At 29.4% G+C, this 26,512-nt stretch carries 20 protein-coding genes and 1 tRNA gene; 14 read left to right on the top strand and 7 right to left on the bottom strand.

Features of this window, described 5'->3' with window-relative positions:
• Positions 1–130: 130 nt before the first annotated feature.
• The 6 genes from HGG64_RS01475 to HGG64_RS01450 all read left to right on the top strand — a co-directional run bounded on the left by HGG64_RS01475 (position 131) and on the right by HGG64_RS01450 (position 10,377).
• Positions 131–1,213, top strand: coding sequence for an ATP-binding protein (locus HGG64_RS01475; protein WP_169580201.1), 1,083 nt, complete (start codon positions 131–133; stop codon positions 1,211–1,213).
• Positions 1,206–3,467 (top strand): S8 family peptidase, encoded by a 2,262-nt coding sequence (locus HGG64_RS01470; RefSeq protein WP_169580200.1) that lies wholly within the window; start codon positions 1,206–1,208, stop codon positions 3,465–3,467. Before HGG64_RS01475 ends, HGG64_RS01470 begins: the two co-directional genes overlap by 8 nt.
• A gap of 241 nt (positions 3,468–3,708) precedes the next feature.
• The gene (gene pyrH, locus HGG64_RS01465; RefSeq protein WP_169580199.1) at positions 3,709–4,434 is read left to right on the top strand and encodes a UMP kinase; all 726 of its coding nucleotides are present in this window, start codon (positions 3,709–3,711) and stop codon (positions 4,432–4,434) included.
• Between the two features lie 19 nt (positions 4,435–4,453).
• Positions 4,454–5,005 (top strand): ribosome-recycling factor, encoded by a 552-nt coding sequence (locus HGG64_RS01460; RefSeq protein ID WP_169580198.1) that lies wholly within the window; start codon positions 4,454–4,456, stop codon positions 5,003–5,005.
• 93 nt (positions 5,006–5,098) lie between these two features.
• Entirely contained in the window at positions 5,099–6,064 is a 966-nt protein-coding gene (locus tag HGG64_RS01455) for a phosphatidate cytidylyltransferase (RefSeq protein WP_169580197.1), read from the top strand.
• An 8-nt stretch (positions 6,065–6,072) separates the two neighbouring features.
• The gene (locus HGG64_RS01450) at positions 6,073–10,377 is read left to right on the top strand and encodes a PolC-type DNA polymerase III (RefSeq protein WP_169580196.1); all 4,305 of its coding nucleotides are present in this window, start codon (positions 6,073–6,075) and stop codon (positions 10,375–10,377) included.
• A gap of 80 nt (positions 10,378–10,457) precedes the next feature.
• On the opposite strand, the gene HGG64_RS01445 is transcribed toward HGG64_RS01450, so the two are convergent.
• From HGG64_RS01445 to HGG64_RS01435, 3 genes are all read right to left on the bottom strand, one after another.
• Positions 10,458–11,264: a hypothetical protein gene (locus HGG64_RS01445; protein WP_169580195.1), complete on the bottom strand. Its 807-nt coding sequence runs from the start codon at positions 11,262–11,264 to the stop codon at positions 10,458–10,460.
• Between the two features lies 1 nt (position 11,265).
• Positions 11,266–12,570 (bottom strand): putative cysteine peptidase, encoded by a 1,305-nt coding sequence (locus tag HGG64_RS01440; RefSeq protein ID WP_169580194.1) that lies wholly within the window; start codon positions 12,568–12,570, stop codon positions 11,266–11,268.
• Between the two features lie 293 nt (positions 12,571–12,863).
• Positions 12,864–14,789 (bottom strand): MFS transporter, encoded by a 1,926-nt coding sequence (locus HGG64_RS01435; RefSeq protein ID WP_169580193.1) that lies wholly within the window; start codon positions 14,787–14,789, stop codon positions 12,864–12,866.
• A 422-nt stretch (positions 14,790–15,211) separates the two neighbouring features.
• Here HGG64_RS01435 and HGG64_RS01430 point away from each other — a divergent pair, with 422 nt between their 5' ends.
• The 7 genes from HGG64_RS01430 (at position 15,212) to HGG64_RS01400 (ending at position 23,800) form a co-directional block, all read left to right on the top strand.
• The gene (locus HGG64_RS01430) at positions 15,212–15,730 is read left to right on the top strand and encodes a hypothetical protein (protein ID WP_169580192.1); all 519 of its coding nucleotides are present in this window, start codon (positions 15,212–15,214) and stop codon (positions 15,728–15,730) included.
• A 60-nt stretch (positions 15,731–15,790) separates the two neighbouring features.
• Complete coding sequence (glyA, locus tag HGG64_RS01425) at positions 15,791–17,047, top strand: serine hydroxymethyltransferase (RefSeq protein WP_169580191.1); 1,257 nt, start codon at positions 15,791–15,793, stop codon at positions 17,045–17,047.
• Positions 17,048–17,050: 3 nt separating this feature from the next.
• On the top strand, positions 17,051–17,347 hold the full coding sequence (locus tag HGG64_RS01420) for a hypothetical protein (RefSeq protein ID WP_169580190.1): 297 nt from the start codon (positions 17,051–17,053) through the stop codon (positions 17,345–17,347).
• The gene (locus HGG64_RS01415) at positions 17,347–18,978 is read left to right on the top strand and encodes a DAK2 domain-containing protein (RefSeq protein WP_169580189.1); all 1,632 of its coding nucleotides are present in this window, start codon (positions 17,347–17,349) and stop codon (positions 18,976–18,978) included. Before HGG64_RS01420 ends, HGG64_RS01415 begins: the two co-directional genes overlap by 1 nt.
• A gap of 11 nt (positions 18,979–18,989) precedes the next feature.
• On the top strand, positions 18,990–19,988 hold the full coding sequence (gene plsX / locus HGG64_RS01410) for a phosphate acyltransferase PlsX (protein WP_169580188.1): 999 nt from the start codon (positions 18,990–18,992) through the stop codon (positions 19,986–19,988).
• On the top strand, positions 19,981–20,679 hold the full coding sequence (gene rnc / locus HGG64_RS01405; protein ID WP_169580187.1) for a ribonuclease III: 699 nt from the start codon (positions 19,981–19,983) through the stop codon (positions 20,677–20,679). The genes plsX and rnc overlap by 8 nt, the downstream gene beginning before the upstream one ends.
• A 190-nt stretch (positions 20,680–20,869) precedes the next feature.
• Positions 20,870–23,800 carry an AAA family ATPase gene (locus HGG64_RS01400; protein WP_169580186.1) on the top strand — a complete coding sequence of 977 codons (2,931 nt, stop codon included), beginning with the start codon at positions 20,870–20,872 and terminating at the stop codon, positions 23,798–23,800.
• Between the two features lie 35 nt (positions 23,801–23,835).
• Here the strand turns inward: HGG64_RS01400 and HGG64_RS01395 are convergent.
• Positions 23,836–23,925: transfer RNA gene (locus HGG64_RS01395), tRNA-Ser, on the bottom strand.
• Positions 23,926–24,124: 199 nt separating this feature from the next.
• Between HGG64_RS01395 and HGG64_RS01390 the strand changes: the two genes are divergently transcribed.
• The gene (locus HGG64_RS01390; RefSeq protein ID WP_169580185.1) at positions 24,125–24,433 is read left to right on the top strand and encodes a virulence protein; all 309 of its coding nucleotides are present in this window, start codon (positions 24,125–24,127) and stop codon (positions 24,431–24,433) included.
• A 228-nt stretch (positions 24,434–24,661) separates the two neighbouring features.
• Here the strand turns inward: HGG64_RS01390 and HGG64_RS01385 are convergent, their stop codons facing one another.
• The 3 genes from HGG64_RS01385 to HGG64_RS01375 form a co-directional block, all read right to left on the bottom strand.
• On the bottom strand, positions 24,662–24,919 hold the full coding sequence (locus HGG64_RS01385; RefSeq protein WP_169580184.1) for a GA module-containing protein: 258 nt from the start codon (positions 24,917–24,919) through the stop codon (positions 24,662–24,664).
• A gap of 253 nt (positions 24,920–25,172) precedes the next feature.
• Positions 25,173–25,424, bottom strand: coding sequence for a GA module-containing protein (locus HGG64_RS01380; protein ID WP_169580183.1), 252 nt, complete (start codon positions 25,422–25,424; stop codon positions 25,173–25,175).
• Positions 25,425–25,618: 194 nt separating this feature from the next.
• Positions 25,619–26,461, bottom strand: a complete 843-nt coding sequence (locus HGG64_RS01375) for a leucine-rich repeat domain-containing protein (protein ID WP_169580182.1) — start codon at positions 26,459–26,461, stop codon at positions 25,619–25,621.
• Positions 26,462–26,512: the final 51 nt, after the last annotated feature.

Genomic DNA, 26,512 nt, shown 5'->3' with positions numbered 1-26,512 from the left:
AGTCTAAAAATAGCAAAAATAAAAGCTATTTTTTTTACATTTCATATTTATAAAATTATAAAATTAGTCCCAAAAATAAAAAATTTGTCCCATAAATGTTATAATATTTTTATAAATAGAAAGGTTAATAATGAAGAAGCGAAATATACTAAATTTAATTAAATACCACTACGAGAAAGATGAAATTGCTTTCAATGGCGAGGTTATAGAAGTTGCTAAATATTTTGATAGTATTGGTGATGATGAACTTGCAAATTATGTACTTTCACTACGAGGAATTTCAGCTGAAGATCTTGTAGCTCAATCAAATAACAAGGACTTTGAAATCAATAGTGAATTTTTAGAAAGAATTACTATTGATAAAATCGAAGATTTACATTTGCCAGCAGCAATTATTGATGATATTAAGGGGATTATCAATGCCATTGATCATAAAAGCGGAATTAATAAATTTCTTTTTCAAGGTCCGCCAGGTACCGGAAAAACTGAAGCCGTTAAAAATGTAGCGAGAATTTTAAAAAGATCACTTTATTCAGTGAATTTTGAAAGCCTAGTGGATTCAAAACTAGGACAAACTAATAAGAATATTATTAATCTTTTTGATGAAATTAATGCCATTCCTTTTTCCGATAGAATTGTCATTTTGTTTGACGAAATGGATGCGATTGCCCTAGATAGAATTAATTCAAATGATGTTAGAGAAATGGGGAGAGTAACATCAACAGTATTAAAAGAGTTAGATAAACTATTTTCACACAATAAAGACATTGTAATAATTGCTACCACAAACCTTTTTTCAAGTTTTGATAAAGCTCTAATTAGAAGATTTGACGCAACAATTAATTTTGATCGTTATACTCAAGAAGACTTAATTGATGTAGCCAAATACTATCTTGAAGCAATTATCAAAAAATTTGAGGGAGCATCGCTAGATGTACGCGTGTTTAAAAAAATTCTAAAATTAGTCAAGAAGCTTCCTTATCCAGGAGAACTAAAAAATATTATTAAAACTTCGCTAGCATTTAGTGAAAAAGGTTCTAAATTTGGTTACTTAATTAGAATTTATAATAGTCTTGTTGGTGGTTTAGATAATAAAAAATATGACGAAATTCACAAAGAAGGTTTTACAGTCAGAGAAATCGAAATTTTAAAAGAAAAATCAAAAAGCTCAGTGGCGAGAGAAATTAAAAAGGAACTAGATAATAATGAATAATTTACTAGAGTTAAAAGGCAAAAAATTTGAACAACAAAAGAGAATCGCTGGCGGCAGCATTTCGATGAATGGTAATTTTATTGTAACGGTAGAGCATATAAAAAAACTTGAACAACAATTGAAAGAAATTAAGGATTATTGAAAAGATAAATTTGAAATTATCAATGGAGTTTTAATTAGTGTATATTACAATAAAATTGCTGCCAAAAGCAACCGTATTAAGGGAATTTTTAAAGGTAAAGACTCAAATAGGGCGATCGTAGGCTCAAAATTCAATGCTGAAAAAAATAAACATATAATTACTTATTTTTTAGAAATGAAGGATTTGGAAAGAAGTATTGATATGTTATCTAAAGGCAGAGAAATAGTCGATAAGGAGTTTAATGGTGGTATTGATATTTTTGCCTTGAAAAATATTAATACAAAATTTCAAGATCATTGACAGATGAAAAAATCAGTTTTTCAGAGTTTAATTGCCGATGTTTCCTATATAGATTTATTTAATGTTGACAAAGCCACACCTAATTTTGATAATAAACTGATAACAATTTACGATGTCAAACAAGATGTTGCAACGATATTACAAAAATTAGGCATTTATGTCTTGAACATTGATTCTTTTGATAATTTGACTATTAATCTAAATGAAGATGCTATTAAAGAATTATATGAAAAAGCTCCTTATCTTGTGAATATGGGTGTTGAAAATTTATCCAAATTGGACTATGAGGATTTTGCTATTTCTTCCTCTGATAATCCATCCCTTATCATTGTTTCTCCAACAAATGAACCAACAATTGGTGTTATTGATACACTATTTGATAAAAATTCCTACTTTAGTGAATGAGTTGATTACGAAGAAATGGTGTCCCCAGAAATTACGAAAGCTCCGGGTTATTATGAGCATGGAACCGCTGTTTCTTCAATCATTGTTGATGGCCCGGCACTAAATCCAAACTTGGATGATGGTTGTGGGAGATTCAAAGTTAAACATTTCGGTATTTATGCTGCTAAAAATTTGTCAATGATTGACTTTCTTAAAAAATTAAAAATTATAATTGCTAGGTATTCAAACAAAATTAGAGTGTGGAATATTTCACTGGGATCGAGATCGGAAATCAATGATAATTATGTTTCACTTGCAGCCTATGAACTTGACAAAATTCAAAGTGAGTACAATGTTATATTTGTCATTTCCGGCACAAATAAACCTAAAGACATTAACGGCAATCTTAAAATTGGCTCACCAGCCGATTCAATCAATAGCATTGTGGTTAATTCAGTAAGAATAAAAGATAAAAATCCGGCAAGTTATAGTCGCCGAGGCCCGGTACTATCTTATTTTTTAAAACCAGATGTTAGCTACTATGGCGGGGATTATAATTTTGGTGAAGAAATTACTGTTTATTCATCGACAGCTAGAGGATTAGTACAAATTTCCGGTACTTCTTTTGCTGCTCCTTGAGTAGCTAGAAAATTATCATATTTAATTGATGTATTGGGGCAGAGTCGAGAGGTTGCCAAGGCACTAATTATTGATTCTGCTAGAAAATGATCAGTTAACATTCCTAGTGCAGAGTCAGCACTATTAGGCCATGGTATTGTTCCAATTCATATTAATGACATTCTTTATACTAAAGATGATGAAATTAAATTTGTGGTGTCCGACGTTAGCAGAGAGTGAAACACATATAATTATGAGTTTCCAGTACCGCTAGTAAATCAAACATATCCATATATCGCAAAAGTCATAATGTGTTATTTTCCAAAGTGTAATCGCAATCAAGGTGTTGATTATACAAACACTGAATTTGATTTGCATTTTGGCAGAGTAAAAAAAATTGGCGATGGCAAATATAAAATTGAAGACATCAAAAATAATAAACAAAATCAAGATAATGATCCTCATAAAATTTACACATTTGAAGAAACGGCTCGGAAAGAATACCGTAAATGAGATAATGTTAAGTTTATTGCAAAAGATATAAACAAAAAAAATCAAGCTCTTAAATGAAATGAAACTATGAGCAAAAACTGAGGTTTGGAAATTAAAACTAGCAATCGTCTGGACGCAATTGATGGACTTGATGTCAAATTTGGGGCAGTGATTACACTTAAGGCTCTTGATGGAAAAAACCGCATCGACGAATTTATCAAGAATTGTCACTTTAATGGTTGGATCATTAATAAAATTGATGTTGAAAACCGCATTAATATTTATGAAAAAGCTGAAGAAAAAATTGATCTAAAGTAATGGATAAAATATTTTCACTTAAAATTTTAAATATTTTAAACTAATAACCTAACTTTCTATAAATTACTAATAGAGTAATTATGTGCTAAAAAAAGTTATTTTAAATACCCAAAATGTTGAATTTAAAAGCTATAAATTTTAATGTAAAAATTGTTAAGTAATAAATTCAATTCGCATAAAAAAGTAATATTAAAAGTAAATAATATATAATATATTAAATAGTTTGAAAAGAGGTATAAAAATGTCGTATAAAAGGGTTTTGATTAAACTCTCAGGCGAGGGTTTAGCAAATAAAGACAAGAAAAAGTTAGCAATTGATTATGAATTAGTTGATAAATTTGCCAAGCAATTAAAGGTTATTGTCGACAAGGGAATTGAAGTAGCAATTGTTGTCGGCGGAGGAAACTTCTGACGGGGAACAAGCGCCGCAAAAAATGGAATTCAAAGAGTTCGTGCCGACTATATCGGAATGCTCGCTACCACAATGAATGCCCTAGCACTTCAATCAGGTTTTGAAAATAATAATTTAAATTGCAGAGTATTATCGAGTTTAACAATGGACCCTAAAGTTTGTGAAGTTTACATCAATGAAAAAGCTAAAAAATATTTACGGAATGGTAAAGTGGTAATATTTGCCGGGGGAACTGGAAGACCTTTCTTTACTACTGATACAGCCTCAACTTTATTTGCGAGTGAAATTAACGCAGACGCAATTTTAATGGGTAAAAATAATGTTGATGGCGTTTATGATTCTGATCCTCGCATCAATAGTATGGCGAAAAAATACGATCGAATATCATATGATGAATTACTTGAAAAAGATCTAAAGATTATTGATTCAACTGCGGCTTCAATGGCGCGAGATAATAATATTGATATTGTTATTTTTGACATCAATGAAAACAATGCATTGCTTAGGGTAATTGAAAATAAAATTCCTAACACAATAATTACAAACAACAAATAATCTCAGATAAGGAAAAAACATGGAATTAAACGAATATTTACTTGAACTTAACAAGGAACTTGCCAAGAACATTGACAATTTTGAAATGCAAATGACTAAAATAGCAGTCGGAAGAGCTAACCCAGCATTAATTAATAAAATTCAAATTAATTATTATGATTCAATGATTAGCTTAGAAGAAATTTCAGCTATTAGTATTGCTAGTCCCCTTCAACTTTTGGTAAAACCTTATGATGTTGCCGTTCTTAAAACAATTGAAAAAACTTTACTAGATAGTAAACTTAATATTTCAATTGCCAATGAGGGTCATCAACTAAGATTGACATATCCACAAATGACTACAGAGAAAAGAGTGGAAATGACTAAACAATTAGGTTCAATCACTGAACATGCACGTGTTATTGTTAGACAGTTTCGTCAAGACATCAACAAGAAGATTAAGAATGATTCAGAACTTTCAGAGGATCTACAAAAACAATATTTAGATAATATTCAAAAAGAAATTGATAGATCAATTGAAAAAATTAATAAAATGTCAAAAGAAAAAGAAAAAGACTTACTTACAATTTAATTTTTTCAAAATTTATTGAGCATAAAAACGTTTATGCTTTTTTTATTTTGACTTTTGGAATATTTAAAAAATTACATAATATAATTAATAATCATGAAAAATGTAAAACTCCGCGCAACCTCAGCAATAATTTTATTTATGGTAATTTTGCCATTCTTTTTTATTACTTATTTTCTAAAAGTCCCAGGAAGATCAATTGGAATTGTTTTTTATTTGGTTTTTAGTTTATGAGCTGGGTATGAAATTATTAAACACAATCAACTTGAACGATGAGCTAACATTTTACTCATCTTACTAGTGCTAATAATATGAATATTTCCTCTCGATTGATATCGAACATCAGCAACTGAACCTAATGGCTTTTGAGATAATGGAAAGACTGGGCTAAAAATTGATGAACTGCTTAGTGAGCTTAAAAAAGGAGCCTTCTTCAAACGTGATTCCATTAGTAATATTGGCTATCTTTCTCCTTCAATCACTTTTATTTTAACAACAACGATTTTTCTGGTAAACATTAAGAAATATCCTGATTTAAAATCATTTTTTAAAAATTATATAATTTCATTTTTCACCTTGGTTTTTATTCCGTGATTTTTGAAAATTATGTTTATTGTTAATGTTGCTAACATTTATATTTTATTTTGCATTTTCATTATTCCAATGATGTCAGATACAGCCGCTTATTTTGGCGGGAGATTATTAGGAAGAAAAATTATTAAACGCTCACTAGCTCCACATATTAGTCCCAATAAATCATGGGAAGGAGCGATCATCGGTTATCTATTTGGAGCACTATTTGTTTTTATCAGTATGTATTTAGGCAAGCTAACTAAAGATGATCGTTTTTTAGTATTAACTAACTTACGCCAACTAATTGCTGCTATTATTATTCTGCCGCTAGTTTCGCAAATTGGTGATTTAGTATTTTCAGGTGTCAAAAGACTACTAAATATCAAAGATTTTTCTAATTTGATTCCTGGTCATGGGGGGTTAATGGATCGCTTTGATTCAATATCTTTTGTTGCGGTTTCAGTAGCATTAATTATGCTAATTAAGTAAGGATAACTATGAGAGAAAAAGATAAAACATTTATTAAACTATGTAAAGAAATTAGCTTTGATATTCCTGATAGCTTTGAGCACGCCCGAATCGTCGCAGTAGTGAAGGAAAAAAATCTTTGGGATTTCACCATTGCTTTAGAAACACATATTCCAATTGCTGATTATAAAATCTTTCTAACCGCGCTAGAAGAAAAATTTGGAAAGGTTAAGTTAAATTTAATTTTTGACAATAGTATTCCGAATGCGAAAATTATCCGTGATTATTTAATATATTTAAGTGAAAACTCATCCCTAAAAGAATTGGCATATTACTTCATTGAAGATAATATGTCTTTTAAAAACAATGAATTTGTCCTAAAACTACCAAGAAGGGATATCTACAACACCTTTCTTGCTAAAAAAGAAGTCATTGCCACTTTTCTAAAAGATATTGGCTTCGATTTTTCGCTAGTTAGATTTGAAGTTATTGAAAACCAAAAACAAAACCGTGCAGATGAGATTCTATTTGAGGTTTCAAAAGAACTCAACAATCTAAAGGAGATCGATAAAAATCAGTTTTTTAATAGAGAAAAAAACTATGATAGTTATCAGCGCCGTGCTACTAGTAAAAAAGCCATCGACATTAAATTAGATGAAGTTAATGATAACCCCGAAAATACATTAGTGTCAACTAAGGGTGAGATATTTTCACTAGAATCAAGAAATCTAAAAAATGATAAAATTTTATATATCCTTGGAATCTCAGATTATAGTGAAGCAATCACTGTTAAGAAATTTTATGATAGTAATGAAGAGCTGCCTTCCCTTAAGGTTGGCGATACAATTATTATTTCTGGAACACTTGTTACTGATTCATATGCTAATGCCAAATGTATTATGGCATCAGGAAAAAATTGATTCACCTTAACTGAAGGATATCACAAACTTGAAGAGGATAATGAAAGCGAAAAAAGAATTGAGTTAGCAGCCCGTTCAACAATGAGTGCACAAGACGGAATTTCATCAACTGAAGATTATTTGGCTGCTGCAAAATACTATGGCCATAAAGCAATTGCTATTACTGACTTAGATGGAGTTCAAGGCTTTCCTGAATTTTACAATGCCGCTAAAAAACAAAAAGACATTAAACCAATCTATGGTGCGACATTGAGCGCAATTAGTGCCGAACCCAACTTTTTTTATGGCTTTAAAGATTTCAATTTAAAAGATGAGGAATATGTTGTCTTTGATATTGAAAGTACTGGTCTAAGTCCTCGCTTTGATGAAATAATTGAATTTGGTGGAACAATTATCAAAAACGGCATGCAGACTAACAATATTCAGTTTTTTATTAAACCATCTAAACCAGTTTCAGATTTTACAACGAATTTAACTGGAATCACAGATGCTGATTTAGAAAATGGTCTGAGTGAAGAAGAGGGTATCAAAAAAATTTATGATATTCTAAAAAACAGAATTTGTGTCGCGCATAATGCTAATTTTGACATCAATTTCTGTAAAGAAAAATTTATAAAATATAATCTTGACGTTTCAGTTATTAAAGGAATTGATACTTTGGCCATTTCTCATTTTTTAGAACCAAAAGAAAGAAAGCATACATTGGGAAATCTAGCTAAAAGATTTAATGTCTACTATGATAAAAAAGATGCTCACCGTGGTGATTATGATGCTGAAGTATTATGTAAAATTTGAATTAAAATAATTGATCACCTGAAAACTAAATATAGAATTGAAACTTCGCAGCAGTTACTTGATGCTTTTAATTCTGAAATGTTAGGAAGGAGATTTTCATATGAAAGCCGGATACTTGCCAAAAACCAAAAGGGCTTAAAAAAACTATTTAAAATAGTTTCTAGAACATTAACAGATCACTTCAATGAAGGACCAAAATTATACTTCAATGAAATTCAACCAGATCCCGACCTTTTTTATGGTAGTGGTACTCACCAATCATATTTGTGAGAGCAAGCTTTTAATGGTTCAACTGAAAATCTAATAAAAGCAATTAAAATGTATGACTATATAGAGTTTCCACCAATTAGTAGCTTTAAATACCTTATTAAAGAGGGCAATATTACTGAAGATAATTTAAAGTTTGTTTATAAAGATTTAATTAATAAGGCAAAGTCGCTAAATAAACTATGCGTTGCTGTTTCTGATTCACGTTTTATTTACAACTATCAGGAATTAATTCATAAAATTTATGTCAATGCTCCTTCTCTGGGAGGCGGGCTTCATTGACTAAGTCGTAAAGATCCGTATCCAGTGTTTAAATATTTAAATACTAGAGAAATGCTAAATGAATTTAAGTTCTTAAATGATGCAAATTTAATTTATGAAATTGTTGTCAAAAATCCAAAAATTATCGCCAGTCAAATTGACGGTAGTATTCAAGTTATCAAGGATAAGCTTTATGTTCCGGAATTTGATGATTCAGCGAATAACTTACGAAGAGTAGTGATGGATTCACTATATGAAAGATATGGCAATAGTCCTGATGAGAAAATTATTACTCGTGTGGATAAAGAGCTTAACCCAATTATAAAATACGGATATTCAGCTATTTATTGAATTAGTCATAAGCTGGTTAAAAGAAGTAATAAAGATGGTTATATTGTTGGAAGTCGTGGCAGTGTCGGAAGTTCAATTGTTGCTAATCTGCTGGGCATTTCGGAAGTTAATCCACTTGACCCTCATTATTTATGTCCTAAATGTAAACACTTTGAATGAAGTGAAGATAAGGGAATTTTTTCCGGTTGAGATTTGCCAGTGAAAAAATGTCTCAAATGTAACATTGATATGATTAATGATGGACATTGTATTCCTTTTGAAACGTTTTTAGGATTTGAAGCGAATAAAGTTCCAGATATTGATTTAAACTTTAGTGGTGTTTATCAAACAACAATTCACAATTATGTTCGTGAATTATTTGGTGATTTTCATACTTTTCGTGCTGGAACTATCTCAACAATTGCTGATAAAACGGCTTTTGGTTTTTGTAAAAAATATCAGGAAGATAAACGTAAAGATATGATTCCTTGAAGCAATCAATTTCTAGATTTCCTAAGTACAAAAGCAAAAGATGTTAAGAGAACTACGGGACAGCATCCGGGAGGAATTATTATTATTCCAAAAGAGTACGACGTTGAAGATTTTACGCCAATTAATTTTCCTGCTAATGACAGTACATCTTCATGAAAAACAACACACTTCGATTTTAGAAGTATTCATGATAATGTTCTAAAACTTGATCTACTAGGACATGATAACCCAACAATTATTAAAATGTTAGAAAATCTTACTAACACAAAAGTTGATGATATTCCAAAATTTGATGCCGAAGTTATGAAATTATTTTATACAACTGAATCACTAAAAATTAAACCGTCAGATATTGAAGGTGAAACTACCGGGGCCTATGGACTACCTGAATTTGGAACTAACTTCGTTCGGAGAATGTTAAGTCAAACTAAACCAAAATCATTTAACGATCTAATTTTACTATCTGGGCTTAGTCATGGAACTGATGTATGAGCCGGCAACGCTGATGAGCTTGTAAAACAAGGAAAATCGCTTCACGACTGTGTGTGCTGTCGTGACGATATTTTGCAAGAGTTGGTTAAAAGAAATATTCCTGCGCTTGAAGCATTTGAAATCATGGAAAGAGTCCGTAAGGGTAAGGGATTAACAGAGGAGCAAGAAAATCTACTAATTGAAAAAAATATTCCTGAGTGATACATTGATTCACTAAAGAAAATTAAATATATGTTTCCAAAGGCGCATGCTACAGCATATGTTATTATGGCATGAAGAATTGCATGATATAAACTTTATCATCCACTGCCATTTTATGCTTCATATTACACAAGTCGTCCTGATTCACTTGATATTCTTGTTATGAGTTCTGGTTTAAAAAGTGTTTCAGATAAGCTAAAGGAATTAAAATCACGTGCAGCAGGGAACGGTCTTAAATTATCAGTCAAGGAAAATGCATTAATTCCAACACTAGAGATTACTAAAGAATTATATGCTCGAGGTTTTAAAATTCAAAATGTTGATCTTGAACGCTCACTTGCTAGTGAATGAATTATTGACTATGGCTCAAAATCGCTCATCCCACCATTTGATGTTATTGAAGGACTGGGAGAAGCCGTTTCTGAAAGAATTATTCTAGCAAGAAATGAACATCCATTTATATCGATTGAAGATCTAAGGGACAGGGCTAAAATCAATTCAAGGATTGAGTCTGAATTGCGAAATTTAGGAATTTTAAAAAATCTTGATGAAACAAATCAAATGATCTTATTCTAATCATTATTCGTTTTTTTAAAAAAAAGGTTCAAACTTATTGTATAGTTGAACCTTATTTTATATTTACTAACTTTTCTAATTTAATTCGGTTTACTAATTCATATTAATAAAGCAGAAATATTTACGTATTTATTAATGTTTTTTCTATTGATTAGATAAATAGCAATAACTTTTGAAATATATATGAGAATAAATACTGAAGTAGGAATAGTGATAAGAGCAATTAGTGAAATAATCCCTGTATTACGAATTAATAAGATATTTACATATGAGCAAATAACGAAGGTTATATACAAAGATATCACTGTTAAATTAATTCATAAATAATTCAAAACATTTCCATATTTAACTTCATTGCCTTCTTTGTGTTTCATGTTGTGTGCCAGTGGAAATATGATATAATCAAAAACCATTAATCTAATTAGCATTAAACATGAGAAAGAGATAATGAATTTTTGCGTAGAATCCAAAGCTAAACCTCTTATGATTAGAAAAGGAATTGGTAATAATATTAAATAAATACTCATTCAAATAGTGTTTATTCACAGCTGTGCCATTAAACATTTGTTGCCTTGTTTATTACTTTTTAAAAAGGCCTCTGAATTATTCTCTTTTAACTGAGTTGCTTTAAGAATGCTATTAATTAAAGGAGTAATTACCGCAAAATTTAGCATAATTCCGATAAGAATCAAAACAACTTTTGTTATTGTGTAATTAACAATAGAATTTAATTCTATTTCTCGTGAGAAAACAACAATATCAGAAATCAAAAAAATGGTAAAAATTATTTGTATTAGTAAAGTTAAAAACACGGCGAAATTTCTCTTTTTTGATTTTTTGACTTTAAATAATAACGGTAGTGTAAGTGATGTAGAAATAGGTGACATATTAACTATCTAAATCCTTTCTTTGGTTTAGGTCGATGTTTTTATCCTTATATTTAAAATAGCTTGAGTCAGCAATTGTTGGTTTTCCATTATATGCTGATACTCCAAGTAGTCATAGTTGTCCCGAAAGAGAAGAACTCATAATAACCTGGCTATGATTTTCCCAACCAAAATGAGCCAAACATTTATTGCCATTATCAAAATATCCATATACAATAATTGCATGTCATGATTTTTCATTGTCCATGGTGGGAATATTACCGAATACTACACAAGGTTTACCATCATTTATTCATTTTCATGGCTTTATTCAACCAGCTGACCTTCTTTGTATGTATAATGGGTATTCACCTTTTTCAGCCAAGTCTACGTTCAATAATGAATAAATTGTTGACACAAGATAAGCTGATGTTGTAAAAAAGGCTTCCTTACCATGTTTATGTCATAGGTCATAAACAAGCTGTTTGTTAACCTTCGGAACTGTTGGATATCCGACAAGATCATTAAGTTTTTTTGAACGTTCTGGTTTTGTATAATATTTTTCTAATTGTTGCTTACTAAATGTGTTTTGCGATAAAAATAGTTGTCCGTATTGAAGTAATATTGCCGCAGCAACATAATGACACAAGCCTCTTTCTCAAGGGTCATGATAGTTAAAATCCTTTGGGTCTGCATATCCAAAATCTGTCGTTAATGTTTTAAAAAATCATGCGTGTGGAACTTCCTTTTGCGCCTTTATTATTTTTTTGGCAGGATCGATAGAGTTGGGAACATAAGGCATTGTTTGTGCAAATTTTGTTGATTTTTTAAGTAGCAATTGATTTTTTTTATAAATTAAATTTTTATCATTTAAAGTCTTTTCTATATTTATTTTTTTGTTTGTCAATATTTTTGCAAATTCGTTATCTTTATTAAATTTTGGTTCCTTACTAATTTCAAAAAATAAATTTTTAGAGAAATCATATGAATAAATTTTATTCTTGTTTAATTTGTTAATTTTTTTACTATTATCTAAAACATTTATAATTAAACTTTCATTATTTATTAATGACAAAACAAGGGACCCAACAGGATTATATTCAACATATAAATATGGATTACCATTAACATCAGAAAAATATTTAACTTTCTCTAATCGATAATTAGTAGTGTTGTCATATTTAAATATTTCAAGTTCCAAATATCTAAATAATTCTTTTTCGCTTATTGTTGAAAACTTTTGAATTTTTTCTCTTTCATCTACTGAAATATAAAATTTTTGTAAATTGTTTGTTTGTTCAAGATGCGTATCATAAGCAAATATCATTTCTCTCCTTAATTATGTTAATTATATTTATATATATATTATATATAAATAATGTAGCATATATAGTATAATGATCTTATTTATTAACTTTTAATAAAAAAAATTGCTTTAAAGTACATCTAAAAATGTATAAATATTAAATTTTATTGTGTTAGGTTTTTAATTTTTGAAAAAATTGTTTATTTTTTTGTATTAGTTTTTTGCAAATTCCTACATTAAAATTGTAGAAATTTGCTTATAAAAAAAGCAATTCAAAAGAATTGCCTTATTATTAATTAATTTAGTAGCAATTTTTAATCTAATTTTGAAATATCATAAAAAATGCAAGGGCCAGATAATTCTAGCAGTAAGTTTTCATTAGTTTTAGTTTTTGTTTTAAAAGAATTGTTTATTTTAAATTTAAATTCATCAAGAATTTTTATCATATCCTCTGGGCTATAAAATCTATTTTTATTTTTTATTCCATGTTTTTCATAGTCGAGGATCTTTTTATTTGAGAAAATTTCTTGCTCATTAATTTTTATTTTATTGATTCAGAAATCTTTTTCTTCATCAGATGCAAAAATGTCATGGATTGTAAAAATGAAGTGACTATTTACATCTTTTAGTAGTAGTCTAATTTTTTTAAATAGTTTTCGAACATCACATTTACTTATAATGTTTGATAAACCATTAGCACTAAATATTATTAAGTCATATTTGCTTCCTTGCTCATAATCTAAAATATTAGCTAATTGAAAGTTAATATTTTTATCACTTGGAGCTTCGAGTAGTAATTTTTTAGCAATGTCGATAGCATCAATTTCAGCCTCTGGAAATAGTTGTCTTAAGGCAAGAGAAACTCTCCCTGTACCACAGCCTATTTCGAGAATTCTTTGAACTTTAGTTTCTTTCGTAATAGCGGTGTTTAAGGCATCTTTTTCAAATTTGCTTAATCCGCTGTTGGTTGTTTTTTTATAATCTTCTAAAATTTCTGAACTATTGTAGAATCTTTTAGTTCTCATTTGCCTTCAATCATAGATTGTTAACACAATACCTAAACATGATACTATGATAATAATCGAGTAAAGAATAAAGCTGTATATGTAGCTAAGTTTTGTTGTTAATATTGTGAAGAATACTGTTAGTATTGAAGATACAATTATTCTAAACACAATTGATAATCCATTTTGTTTATGAAATTTTTTACTGTCAAACAATTGGAATGAAAGTGTGTAAAAAATTGAAATAAAAATTGAAAAAAGAAATTGTTGAATTGAAGTTATAATCACATAGCTAATAAAATATCCATTTTCATTTGAGGATATAAATAGTAATCATACAAAGTTTAATATCCCCATAATAATTGCCACAATAACAATAAATAGTGTTTGATTCTTAATGTATTTTTTAACGATAAATGACGTAATTACCCCTAGAAGTGAAAATGCTGTAAAAATTATCGAAAGATAAAATCCTCAGCTATCAATTTTAAAGTTATTTACATTTGAAAAAAACTGCGAAAGCCCTGATGTTCTTGGATATAAAAATACGCCAATTATCAATGATCCTGAGAGGATAAAAATTCATGATTTTCACACACTGCGTTTTGTGATAATTTTATTGCTTTGATCATTGCTTTGAAAGTCTGTGGCTGTTTTATTTACCTTCAAAGTGAAGTATAAAATTCCAGATATTAAATACGATACCATATTCATAACTACAAGTCAGTAAAATTGAATATTTTTAAAAAGGAAAAATGATAATATTGCTGAAAGTAGAAAACCAAATGATGTCGCAAATGAGTTAGCAATGTTAATAGTTTTTAGTTCTTCATTATTGTTAGTTATAAAATAAACAATATTTTTTAGAAATACAAACCGAAAAGCATTAATAAATCCCAATATTGAACTGCAAACAATCAAGACAATTGAAAGAATAGATTTATTTTCAGTAAGGAAAAATATAACTAGACTAGGAATGAGCAGTATAACACTTGTTAAATCCGATAAAAGCAGTACTAATTTATTATTTTTTATTCTTTGAACAATTTTGCTACTAAAAATATAAACTAAAATTGAAGGTAGCTGAATGAATAAATATAGAAGTGTTACTAGTCACAAATTACCAGTGAATTTATAGATAAAAATCGATGAACCAAGTTTGAAAGCCTCTGATCCTATTAAGGAGAGGGCAAGTGAAGTAGTATAGTTGATACTATTTTTTTTAAATGTTGTCATTTTGTAAAACTCATACATTAAATAGTTTAATGTTCTTTCTAATACCAAATTGACACAAATTAATTAAAGTAGTTATACAAATATAGAGATTCAGTTATTCATACTTTAATTTTTTTGTAAATTTCATAAATTTTTGGAAAAACCAAAGATTGAATAATCTGGTATTAGATAATTATACTCCTCTCTTAATGCAATTTTGAAAAATATTATTCTTTTTACTTTCGAAAATTTTATTAGCAACCCCCTAACTATTATTGGGTTTAGTTTTTTAGTCTAGAGGCTAACTAATTAAAATTAATGTGTAAAATCAATAAAATAATTGTTATTTTCTTTAAAAAACAAGTTAGTGTGTTTTGAATTTGCAAAAACAAATAAGTAATTTTTGATAAAATTAATAATGTTTTATGTAAAAGGAGTTATTCATGTCAAATAATAAAAAGTGAAAAAACAAAAAAATTAATATAAAAAATTATCAAGTCGTTGATCAAAAACCTAAAAAACAATTGTCAAATTCTTGAAAAATAGCACTAACAGGATTACTGTTAATCGCAATCCCCTCATTTTTGTTATTTATCTTTGTGGGTAAAGATGGATGAATATTCTCTCAAACAAAATCAATTGATAGATGATCTGGCGAACTCTTAATAGCACTTGGTATGTCAGCAATTCAAATTACTATTGTTTGTCTATTAGTCTGAAAGTTTAAATTTTTGCGCCCGGAATCCTTACACTTTTTGATTCCAATTACATTTGCGATGAATTCATTTTTAGTTTCAAGTGGCGTTGATACATGATATGTTAGAGTTATACCAGCTGTAGGTTTAGCGTTTTTAGCAATCCCAATTTTGCTGTTAACTAAAAGGATTTTAAAAATTAAAAGTCAAAAACAATATGCAATGATGCAAGAAGAAGAGTTAAAAAATAAATCGTTGTTAGACTAATAAATGACTAGACTTATATAACAAGTTTAGTCTTTATTGTTTATTTTTAAGGAGAGTAGTATGTATAAAAAAATTAGTTTATTAGATAAAGATATTGAGCAATTAATAAATTTAGAGAACAAACGTCAAAGCGATAACATTGAATTAATAGCTTCAGAGAATTATGTATCTGAAGATGTTTTAAAAGCAGCGGGTTCATGCTTAACTAATAAATATGGGGAGGGATATCCTGGTAAAAGATATTATGGTGGCTGCGAATATGTTGATGAAATTGAAACTATTGCTCAAGAAAGAGCAAAGAAACTTTTCAATGTTAATTATGTTAATGTTCAACCATATTCTGGTAGTGTAGCTAATGCTGCAGTTTATATGTCGCTTCTTTCACCTGGTGATAAGGTACTAGGACTGTCACTTGATTCGGGTGGACATCTAACACATGGATATCGAATTTCATTCAGTGGTTTATTTTACGAATCATATACATACACTGTTAATAGTGAAGGAATTCTTGACTATGACGAAATCCTAAAAATTGCTAAAGAAATAAAACCCAAAATGATAATTTGCGGTTACTCTGCTTATTCGCAAATTGTTCATTTTGATAAATTTAGAAAAATCTGTGATGAAGTTGGTGCATATTTATTTGCTGATATTTCACACATTTCAGGATTAATCATTGCTGGCAAACATCCCTCACCCTCACCATATGCTGATGTTATCATGACAACAACTCACAAAACCTTAAGAGGCACTCGTGGTGCAATTATTATGACTAACAATGAAGAAATTTATAAAAAGATCAATCGTTCAGTATTCCCTGGCTATCAAGGTGGACCACTATTCCACCAAATAGCAGCCAAAGCTGTTAGCTTTTATGAGGCCTTGCAGCCAGAATTTAATCTATATCAAGAACAACTATTAGTTAATTCGCAGGTGTTCTGTCAAACTTTTATTAACAAAGGTGCTAAAGTTATTTCTGGTTTAACCCAGAATCATCTCTTTATGATTGATGTTAAATCCACATATAATATTAATGGAAAAGTAGCTGTTGAAGTTCTTTCGAAAGTTAATATCACCGTTAATAAAAATGCAATTCCAAATGACACTGAATCGCCAATGATTTCAAGTGGAATTAGACTAGGATCAGCCGCCATGACTTCACGTGGCTTTAAAGAAGAAGAATTTATTATTGTTGCTAATCTAATTGATAAAGTTTTAAGAGATCCTAATAATGAAGCACTTCTAAAAGTTGTAAAGAAAGAAGTTGCTAAATTAACCGCTTCATTTCCAATTAAAAAATCATATATCACAAGGTAAATTATGGAAAAAGTTGAAAACATTCACAAAATCGTATCATATGCGATTAGAACTATTGCTGGAATCTCAAAGATCGAAGTTTTAAATGATTATGAATCTGGCTCTAAAGAGAACTCTGGGTTAATAATTGATCTTCTAGATGATAATCAAACAGTTAACATTATTGTTGGCTTAGTTTTGATTTCGAACATTAGTGCAAAAAACATTGTCGAAGAAATGTATCAAAATATCTCCCATTTTTTCAAAAAAGAAAAATTGAATTTAGGAAGTTTAACAATTTATATTAAGGGAACTAAATAATGAGAAAAATTACAGGAAAAATTTGAAAAGAAGCATTACTTTCCGCTTCTAATAACTTGCAAAACAAAAAGAATGCTATTAATGCTTTAAATGTCTTTCCAGTTCCTGATGGTGACACTGGAAGTAACATGGCATCAACGATAGCCTCAATTAATGAAATAAAAGAGGATATTGTTGAGATCTCAGAAGTATCAAAAAGGATATCACAAAATATGTTAATGTCAGCTAGGGGAAACTCTGGAGTTATTTTAAGTCAAATTTTTAAAGGTTTTTCTATTGGATTTAAAAATAAAATTGATGCAACAGTGTTTGATATTATCAAGGCGTTTGAAAATGCTTCAAAATCTGCTTATACAGCTGTCTTAAAACCAATAGAGGGAACAATCTTGACAGTTATAAGAGAAGTTGCTGAAGGACTAAAAGAGCAAGTTACTATGGATGCTAGTGTTGATGAAGTTTTCAAAGCTGCAGTTAAGCTAGCGCGTAAAAGTTGCGATAACACTCCTAAACTTTTAGCTGTATTACAAGAAGTAGGAGTAACAGATTCTGGTGGTGAAGGTTTGTATGCTATTCTTGAAGGAATAGCCTCTTATTTCGATAATAAGCCAATTGAACTATCTTATACAGAGGAAAAAATTGATAAATTCATTGCTGACACTGAAGTATTCAATGGTGAATTCGGTTACTGTACAGAATTTATTATGGAATTTTATAATGATTTTGTTTTAAACAAAAATGCACTGACCAAAAAATTAGAGAAGAACGGCAATTCCCTTGTCCTAATTAATGATGGCAATTTACTAAAGGTACATATTCATACAAGACGCCCCGGCAATGTTTTAAATTTAGTTAACTCATGAGGTCAATTTCTTAAAATAAAAATTGAGAATATGACAATTCAAGCTAATGAAAGCAAGGAAAACGCTGAAAAGCGCACTTCTAATAAAGATGAAGTAACCTCGAATATCAAAAAAAATCCTTGCGCTTTAATTTCATGTAACACTGGACAAGGAATTATCGAACTGGCGAAAGAGCGGGGTGTCGCTTATGTTGTTGAGGGTGGGCAAACTAATAATCCTTCAATTCAAGATATTGTCGATGCGATTAATAAAGTTGATGCGCAAACTGTTTTCATTTTACCAAACAACTCTAATATCACATTGTCAGCTCAACAAGCAGCAACAATTGTTAGAAACAAAGAAGTGATCATTATTCCAACCAAATCACAAGCACAAACACTACCAATTGCTATTAATTTTAGTGCAACTAATTCAGTTGCTGAAAATCGTGACTTGATGAATGATGCGATTAAAAATGTGCGCTATGGTGAAGTTGCCCCATCAATTAAGGATACTAAACTAAATGGAATCAAAATTAGAAATGGTGAATATATGGTTATTGCTAACAATGAACTTCGTGATACTGCGAAAACTGGAAACGAGGCTGCAATAAAACTAATTGACAACTTAATTAGTGAAGATTCACAGTTAGTAACTATAATTTATGGACAAGATGTTTCCGAAACAGATGCTAAAGAAATTCAAGATTATATTGAAATTAATTATGACGTGGCTGTGGAAGTGCTATCAGGTGGACAAAGTATTTATCCTTATCTTGTATCAGTTGAATAGGAGGTATATCTATGAAAAAAATTGTTTTCGATTTATTAAATAACGATAATGGTCAATGCTTCGCTATTAGAGGGGCTAAACGATTTTTATCTGAAAATCCTGATTACAAATTAATTTTAGTTGGCAATCGTGAAATGATTGAAAAAGAATTTGTCGATGTTAATCAGCAACAATATGAAATTTTTGAAAATAATGATATCGCTAAAAAAATAGAAAGTCCAAGAGATGCTTTAAAGGCTAATTCTTCAATGTTTGAGGCATTTGAATTGCTCTCATCACAAAGTGCTGATGGAATTTTAAGCAGTGGAGATAGTGCATCTTTTATTATTCTATCTTCACTAAAAATTAAAAGACTGCCCGGAATTTCACGACCTGCTTTTATGCCTATTGTCCCAACATCTAAGGATAAAAACATTTTAGTTTTAGATGTTGGTGCAAATATTAATGTTAAACCAGAATATTTATTAGAGTGAGCAAAAATATCAGTTCAATACTATGAAGCAATATATGGTAAAAAAAATCCTGTAATTGGTCAATTAAATATTGGAACAGAACATTATAAAGGTAATGATGTTGCCAAGGCGGCATATGAACTTATTAAAAATGACCAAGATAAATTTATTTTTAAAGGTTTTGTAGAGCCTGAATCTGCCATTAATGGTGAGGTTGATATTCTAGTTGCTGATGGATATGCCGGTAATATCTTCTTAAAAACACTAGAAAGTTCATTTTTGGCATTTTCTAAAATGTTGAAAGGAATATTTTTAACCAATTTTATTACCAAAATGAGCGCGCTATTGGTTAAAAAACATTTTAAGAAATTAAAAGATCGTTTTGATTATCGTAATACTGGCGGCGCATTTATTGTTGGACTAGAAAAAATCGTCGTTAAGGCACATGGTGGTAGTGATGATTTAGCCTTCTATAATGCCCTAAACCAAATCAAACTTGCAATTGATAAAAATATTATTGAAAAGCTTAAATTAATTAATGAGGAAAATAATGAGTAGTGACAATCAGCAATTTGAGTTAAAAATTAAAGATGCTTTAAAGAGCTGAGGATTGGATAACGAAGATTCACTAAAAGAAGAGCAGTATGAAATCTTTTACCGGGCTTTTACCCATAAAACCTATGCTAATGAACACAAAAGAGCGGAGAGCTATCAGTATTTAGAATTTTTAGGCGATACTGTTTTACAATTCGTTGTCAGTGATATCATTTTCCGCAAGTTTCCTAAATTTAATGAAGGTGATGCAACAGCACTAAGGTCGTCAATTGTAGATAAAAAAAATCTAGGATATTGATCTGAAAAAATGGGATTGCCATCGCTACTCAGGGCTTCAAAAAATGCCTTTATAAATGGCAAGAATATAAAAACCGATTCAGATATTTTTGAATCGATGATTGCAGCCGTGTATCTTGTTTTTGGATTTCAAAAAACCTATCAGTTTATTTCTAATCTCTTAAAAAAGGAGATTGAAAATTTCTCTAAAAAATCACTAAAAGATCCTAAATCAAAATTTCAAGAATTAATTCAAATTTCTGGCGCTAATAAAATTGAATATGAAACTCATGCTATTGAGAATTCACTTTTTAAAAGCAGTGTTTTCGTGAATGAAATGAAATACGGTAGCGGTACTGGAAACTCAAAAAAAGAAGCTGAAAAAAATGCAGCATTAGATGCTTTAACTAAAATTTAAACTCTGGCAATTGTGCTAATGTTTAACTTAGTTAAAAGCATTTTTTTATCTTTTTATTAGACCAATTTCTTAATTTGACATTGGCTATTTTTTACATAATTTAAGAAATTGATAACAAAATTATTATAATTATTTTAGCAATTAGTATCTTTTAACAAAATAGATATTTTAATAAATTGAAAGGATAGATATGAAATTAATCCAAGTTGAAGCTCATGGATTTAAATCATTTGCTGATAAAGTTACATTAAAATTTGATGGTGGTGTGGTAGCAATCATTGGTCCAAATGGTTCAGGAAAGTCAAATATTAATGATGCAATAAGATGAGTATTAGGTGAAACTAGTTCGAAAGTTTTACGGGGGGATAACATGGAAGATGTTATCTTTGCTGGTTCAAAAACTGAAAAAGAAATGAACCGTGCTGAGGTAATATTAACATTTGATAATCGCGATCGTGCTTGTGATATCCCGCATGATTTCTTTACCATTTCAAGGGTCTTAAATCGTGGTAAAGGAAGCAATGAATACTACATTAATTCAGAGGTTGCTAGACAAAGAGACATTAAAGAAATTGCCATGCAAAGTGGGATTTCAAAATCAAGTTTAGCAATTATCGGTCAAGGAACAATCTCCGATATTGCTGAAGCTACTCCTGAAAGAAGAAGAGAAATTTTAGAAGAAGCTAGCGGAACATCGATGTATCGTTCAAAAAAAATTGAAGCACAGAGGAAGCTTGAAAGAACACAAGAGGCATTAGATCAAATTGTTATTTTAGTTGAAGAGCTTGAAAGACAGCTGAGACCACTACAAAGACAAGCTGAAAAGGCTAAAATATATAAATCAAAAGTAGAACAACTAAAAGATGTGGAAGTGACTTTATTAGTTCACGATTTTATGCACTACTCTGAAAGACTTGAGCAGCTAAAAACTGAGGCAAGGGAATATGATATTGTCCGTGAAGATCTTGAATCAAAAGTCATCATGTATGAACAAACCATCAAGCAAAAAACTGGTATTATCCAAAATTTAGAAGAAAATATTAAAAATATTACCGGTCGTTTAGATGAAATTAATTCAGAAATCAGTAATTTGGAAATTAGAAGTGCTAAAGAAGAAAAACACCGTGAGATGTTAATAAATGGTGAACTTATTGCCACTGCAAAAGAGCAAGCAGAAGCTCTAAAAATGGAACTAAATACCATTAACACTAAAATCCTAGGTTATAAAGAATTTATTCAAAAGAAAAAAGAAGATATTGAAAAATTACAAGCATCAACCTCAAACCGTGCCGCAATTATTGCAACAATTAAACATGATATCTCATCTGATACTGATAAGCTTAACAAAATAAAATCTAAATTAGACGTTATTGAGGAAATGAAATCAAACCGTACTAATCTAGCTAAAGGAACTAAAAATATTGTTGAAAATGCTCACTTATTTAAAGGTTATAAAAACTTAGTTAGTGAATTAATTGCTGTTGAAAATACTTATGCTCGTGCGATTGAAACAATTTTAGCTGGGGCAATTCAACATATTGTTGTTGACACACCAGAAACCGCTGTTAAAGCCATTAACTTCCTAAAGGATAATAATGGTGGTAGAGCAACATTTATTCCACTAAGTTCAATTAGTCCCAAATTTGTTAATGAGCAACACATCATTGTTGCTAAAACTCAAAAAGGTTTTATTGGGATTGCATCTGATCTAGCATCAACTGAATCTGAATTTGATGTCCTAAAGAAATTCTTGCTTGGTAACATTTTAGTTTGCGACACAATTGAAAATGCAAGTAAACTATCAAAACTATTAGAAAAAAGATATATGGTTGTATCACTTGATGGAGACATCATTCGTGTTGGTGGTGTCATGTCAGGTGGACAAGTTAGTCAAAATATTTCCATTTTTGGTGTTGATGAACAAGTTAAACAACTAGAAGAACTAGTACCTGCAATTAAAAACAAAATTGCCACATTAAATGAAAAATTATCAAAAATTCAACATGAGCAAGATTCAGAAACTGCTTTACTATCAAACTACACCATTGAAAGAGCAAATCATCAGAAAGAATATGATTTAGCTTTAGAAAAATTTGATGAACTAAAAGTTAAATATCAATCAGTATCAAATGAAATATTCTCAGAAGGACAAGTTGTTGACATTGCTGCTCAGATTCAAAAACTTACAATTGATAGAAGTGATCTGCTAGCAATGAAGACAAGTCAAGAAGATTTATACTACAGCTCTAAAAAAGAATTTTACTTAATGAATAGTAAAAAAGCTGAGGTTAACTCAGAGCTTAACCAACTACTAAAATCTAATGCTGAAAAAATTGCGGAAAAAACAAAAGCAGAATCAATTATTCAACAAGCAAAACAAAGATTATCAGAGCAGTATAATATGCTATTTGAAACAGCTAAAGAATTCTATAACCCAAGCATTGATTTTGAAGTTGCTCGTACCTTAGTTAATAATTTAAAACAAGATATAAGAGAACTAGGACATGTTAATCTAGATTCAATTAAACAACTTGAAGAAGTTGAAAGTAGATATAATGATGTTAAATCACAACAAGAAGAAATTGCTGCTGCAAAATTAACCATTGAGGAAGCAATTGATGAAATGGATAAAATCATTATTGAAAGAATTACTAAGACTGTTGAATTAGTTAATGGTGAATTTAAACATGTATTTTCAAGAATGTTTGGTGGCGGTATGGCTGAGATTAGATACACCGATCCAGACAACGTTTTAGAAAGTGGAATTGACGTTATTGCTCAGCCTCCAGGCAAATCAATTCGAAATCTAAAGTTATTCTCAGGCGGTGAAAAAGCCCTAATCGCAATTTCACTACTATTCTCAATTATTAAAGCGAAACCTTTACCACTATGTATCTTAGACGAAGTTGAAGCTGCTTTAGATGAGGCAAATGTTATTCGTTTCGCTGAGTTTTTACAAAGTTTAAAAATTGATACTCAATTTATTGTTATTACTCACCGTCAAGGAACAATGGAAAGAGTTGACAAACTTTATGGTGCTACCATGCAAAAGCGTGGAGTTACAACTTTCTTTGCCGTTAATTTACATGAGGCAAAAAAGCTGATTGACGAAGAAAAATAAAATGAGCGCATGGCTCATTTTTTTGTTTTCACATATGGCGGATAGTAAGGGATTTGAACCCTTGAATGTCTTTCGACATTATTAGTTTTCGAGACTAACCTTTTCGGCCACTCAAGCAACTATCCAAATAAAATTCAATATGTATATTTTACTATAAAAATCTAAATTAAGATACCTATAAATCATCTTTGTATTAAGCAATCGAAATAAAAAAAGCCTTAATTATAATATTTTTTTGGCTTTATTTCCTTGCTAAAAAAATATGTATTCAATTTGTGCTATAATAAAAAAGTTCGTTTATTACAATTATATGGAGATTAAAATATGTATGGATTAGTTTTTTATTTAAATAAAGAAGTTCTAAAAAAGGCTTATGGGCTGGAAAAAAACTACAAACAAGCATATGAAGATGTTAGAGATATTTTGAGACATTACGGGTTTCACTGACTATCAAACAGTTTTTACTTTTCACGTTCAATTAATAATCTTAAACAAATTTTTCAAGCAATCCAACACCTTAAAAAAATTGATTGATATGTTGAGTCTTTAGTGAGTTTACACATTTTCAAAATGGAAGATTTATCAAATTTCACAGAATATATGAGTTCAAGCACTGATTCATTTGAAGAATAGCTTAATTTGTGTCAATTTTTGTTGATGGATTTAATACTTAAAATCACTTTGTCTATTGATTAGGTGATTTTTTATTATTTTTAATTACATCAAGATAAGTCAATTAATTTAATTATTATTTTTATATCAATAGCAATTACTAAGACAATTTTTGTTAAATAAAGGCAAATATTTAGATTAATTTAAGAAAAAATCAAGTCTAATAACTTGATTTCATACTGTCCTTAGTTATTGAGTTAGTGCATTTGATATATTTGAAGTTATTGCTTTGGTTATTTCTTCTGGTGTTTTAGCAGCTTGAATTTGCTTCTTTATTTCAGCTTTTTTCTCCGCACTTAAAAAGGGATTGCCTTCAATTGTTATAATAGCTGCATTTTTTGCTTCTGTTAATTTTGGATCTTCTTTTTTACATGATAATGCAACTAGCGGAACAGCGGCAATTGTTATTGGTAAAATTGCTAACCATTTAATATTTTTTTTCTTCATAATTTTAAGTATATTGTTTTTTTTTTTTTTTCAAAATTTGTAAATAAATTTTTTATATAAATTAATTCATTAATTTATAAATAATTTAATTTTGTTATCTGTAACTCCAAATATTTATAATTTTTGAAAATATAATTTAAAAACACTCCCTGCTTAGGAGTGTTTTTGATGAAAGTTTAAGTATTATCATCTTTATTTAAATTTTCAATTTAGTAATTTAAATTTGATAACTTAATTTTCTTTATGTTCCAAATTATTGGGCTATTTTTAAAAGCTTCGAAATTAGACCCTTAACATCTTCTTCTGTTTTAATAGCTTGAATTTGCTTCTTTATTTCAGCTTTTTTCTCTGCACTTAGGCCAGGAATGGTTTCAATGACTTTAATAGCATTATTCTTTGCTTCTGTTAATTTTGGATCTTCTTTTTTACATGATAATGCAACTAGCGGAACAGCGGCAATTGTTAATGGTAAAATTGCTAACCATTTAATATTTTTTTTCTTCATAAATTTAATTTTAGTATTTTTTTCTTTTTCTAAAATTTTTTTGTAATTTTTTTATTATATAAATTAAATATTAATTTATAAAAAAATGTGTTTTTCATGTTTAATTTTAATTATTTATAATTTTTGAAGTTGTTATCTAAAAACACTCCCTGCTAGGAGTGTTTCAATTAGCTAATTTAATAATTTTTAATGCATTAATTTTCAACGATTTCAAATAAATGCGATGGGTCTTTTGATATTGCTTCTTTGAATTTGTCAGAAGTTGTTTTGTCTAAAATAGTTAGTTTAACTTTTGGTGGAACTTGATTTTTAGGATAGGTATAATCTAGAAAATCAATATCTACATTAGTTAATGTTGTTGGCAATGTTAGAGTCGCAAATTTATTTTGTGATAGGGCACCATCTTCAATTTTTGTTACTCTTGATAAGTCAATTTCAGTCAGTAAATTATTGGCAAAAACTCCACTTTTTAAAATTGTAAATTGAGATAAATCCTTCATGTTAACAAATTTTATTTTATTGCTTCTAAAAGCACCTTTTCCAATTGTTGATATTTTGCTTGGTAAAATTAAGTTCTCAATTGAAGTTTTGTCAAAAGCTTCATCCTGTATTTCCTTAAGGTTGTTGCCAAAGGTAACTTCTTTCAATGAGCTTAATTCAGCAAATGCTGCTTTTTCAATTAGTTCTAGTGATTCTGGCAAAATAATTCTTTCAATGTTAATTGTATTATCACTAAAAATTCCACTAGCAATTTCGTTTCTGGTTTGTTCTCTATTAATGGTAAAAATTCTAAGCATTGTTTTTAATGAAAAGGCTGCTTGCGGAATGCTTTTTAAATTTGTTTGTGAGAGATCTAAAGTTTTGGTTGTACTATTATAATAGTCTTTAGCTTTAGGCCCTAATAGAAATTGACTGGCAAAATCATTAGCACTTTCACGGCTGCAAGCAATCGCTGCTAATCCTAAAACGGCAGGAGTTATAACTGCTGCTACCAATCCCAAACCAATTCTTCTTATTTTTTTATTTTTATTAGACATAAAAATGATTTTACCACATTTAACAAAAACTTATATCCTAAATGAATATAA

It is taken from the genome of Mycoplasma phocoeninasale (assembly GCF_012934885.1).
Taxonomy (GTDB): Bacteria; Bacillota_I; Bacilli_A; order Mycoplasmatales; family Metamycoplasmataceae; genus Metamycoplasma; species Metamycoplasma phocoeninasale.
This window is presented reverse-complemented; position numbering and strand designations above follow the sequence as displayed.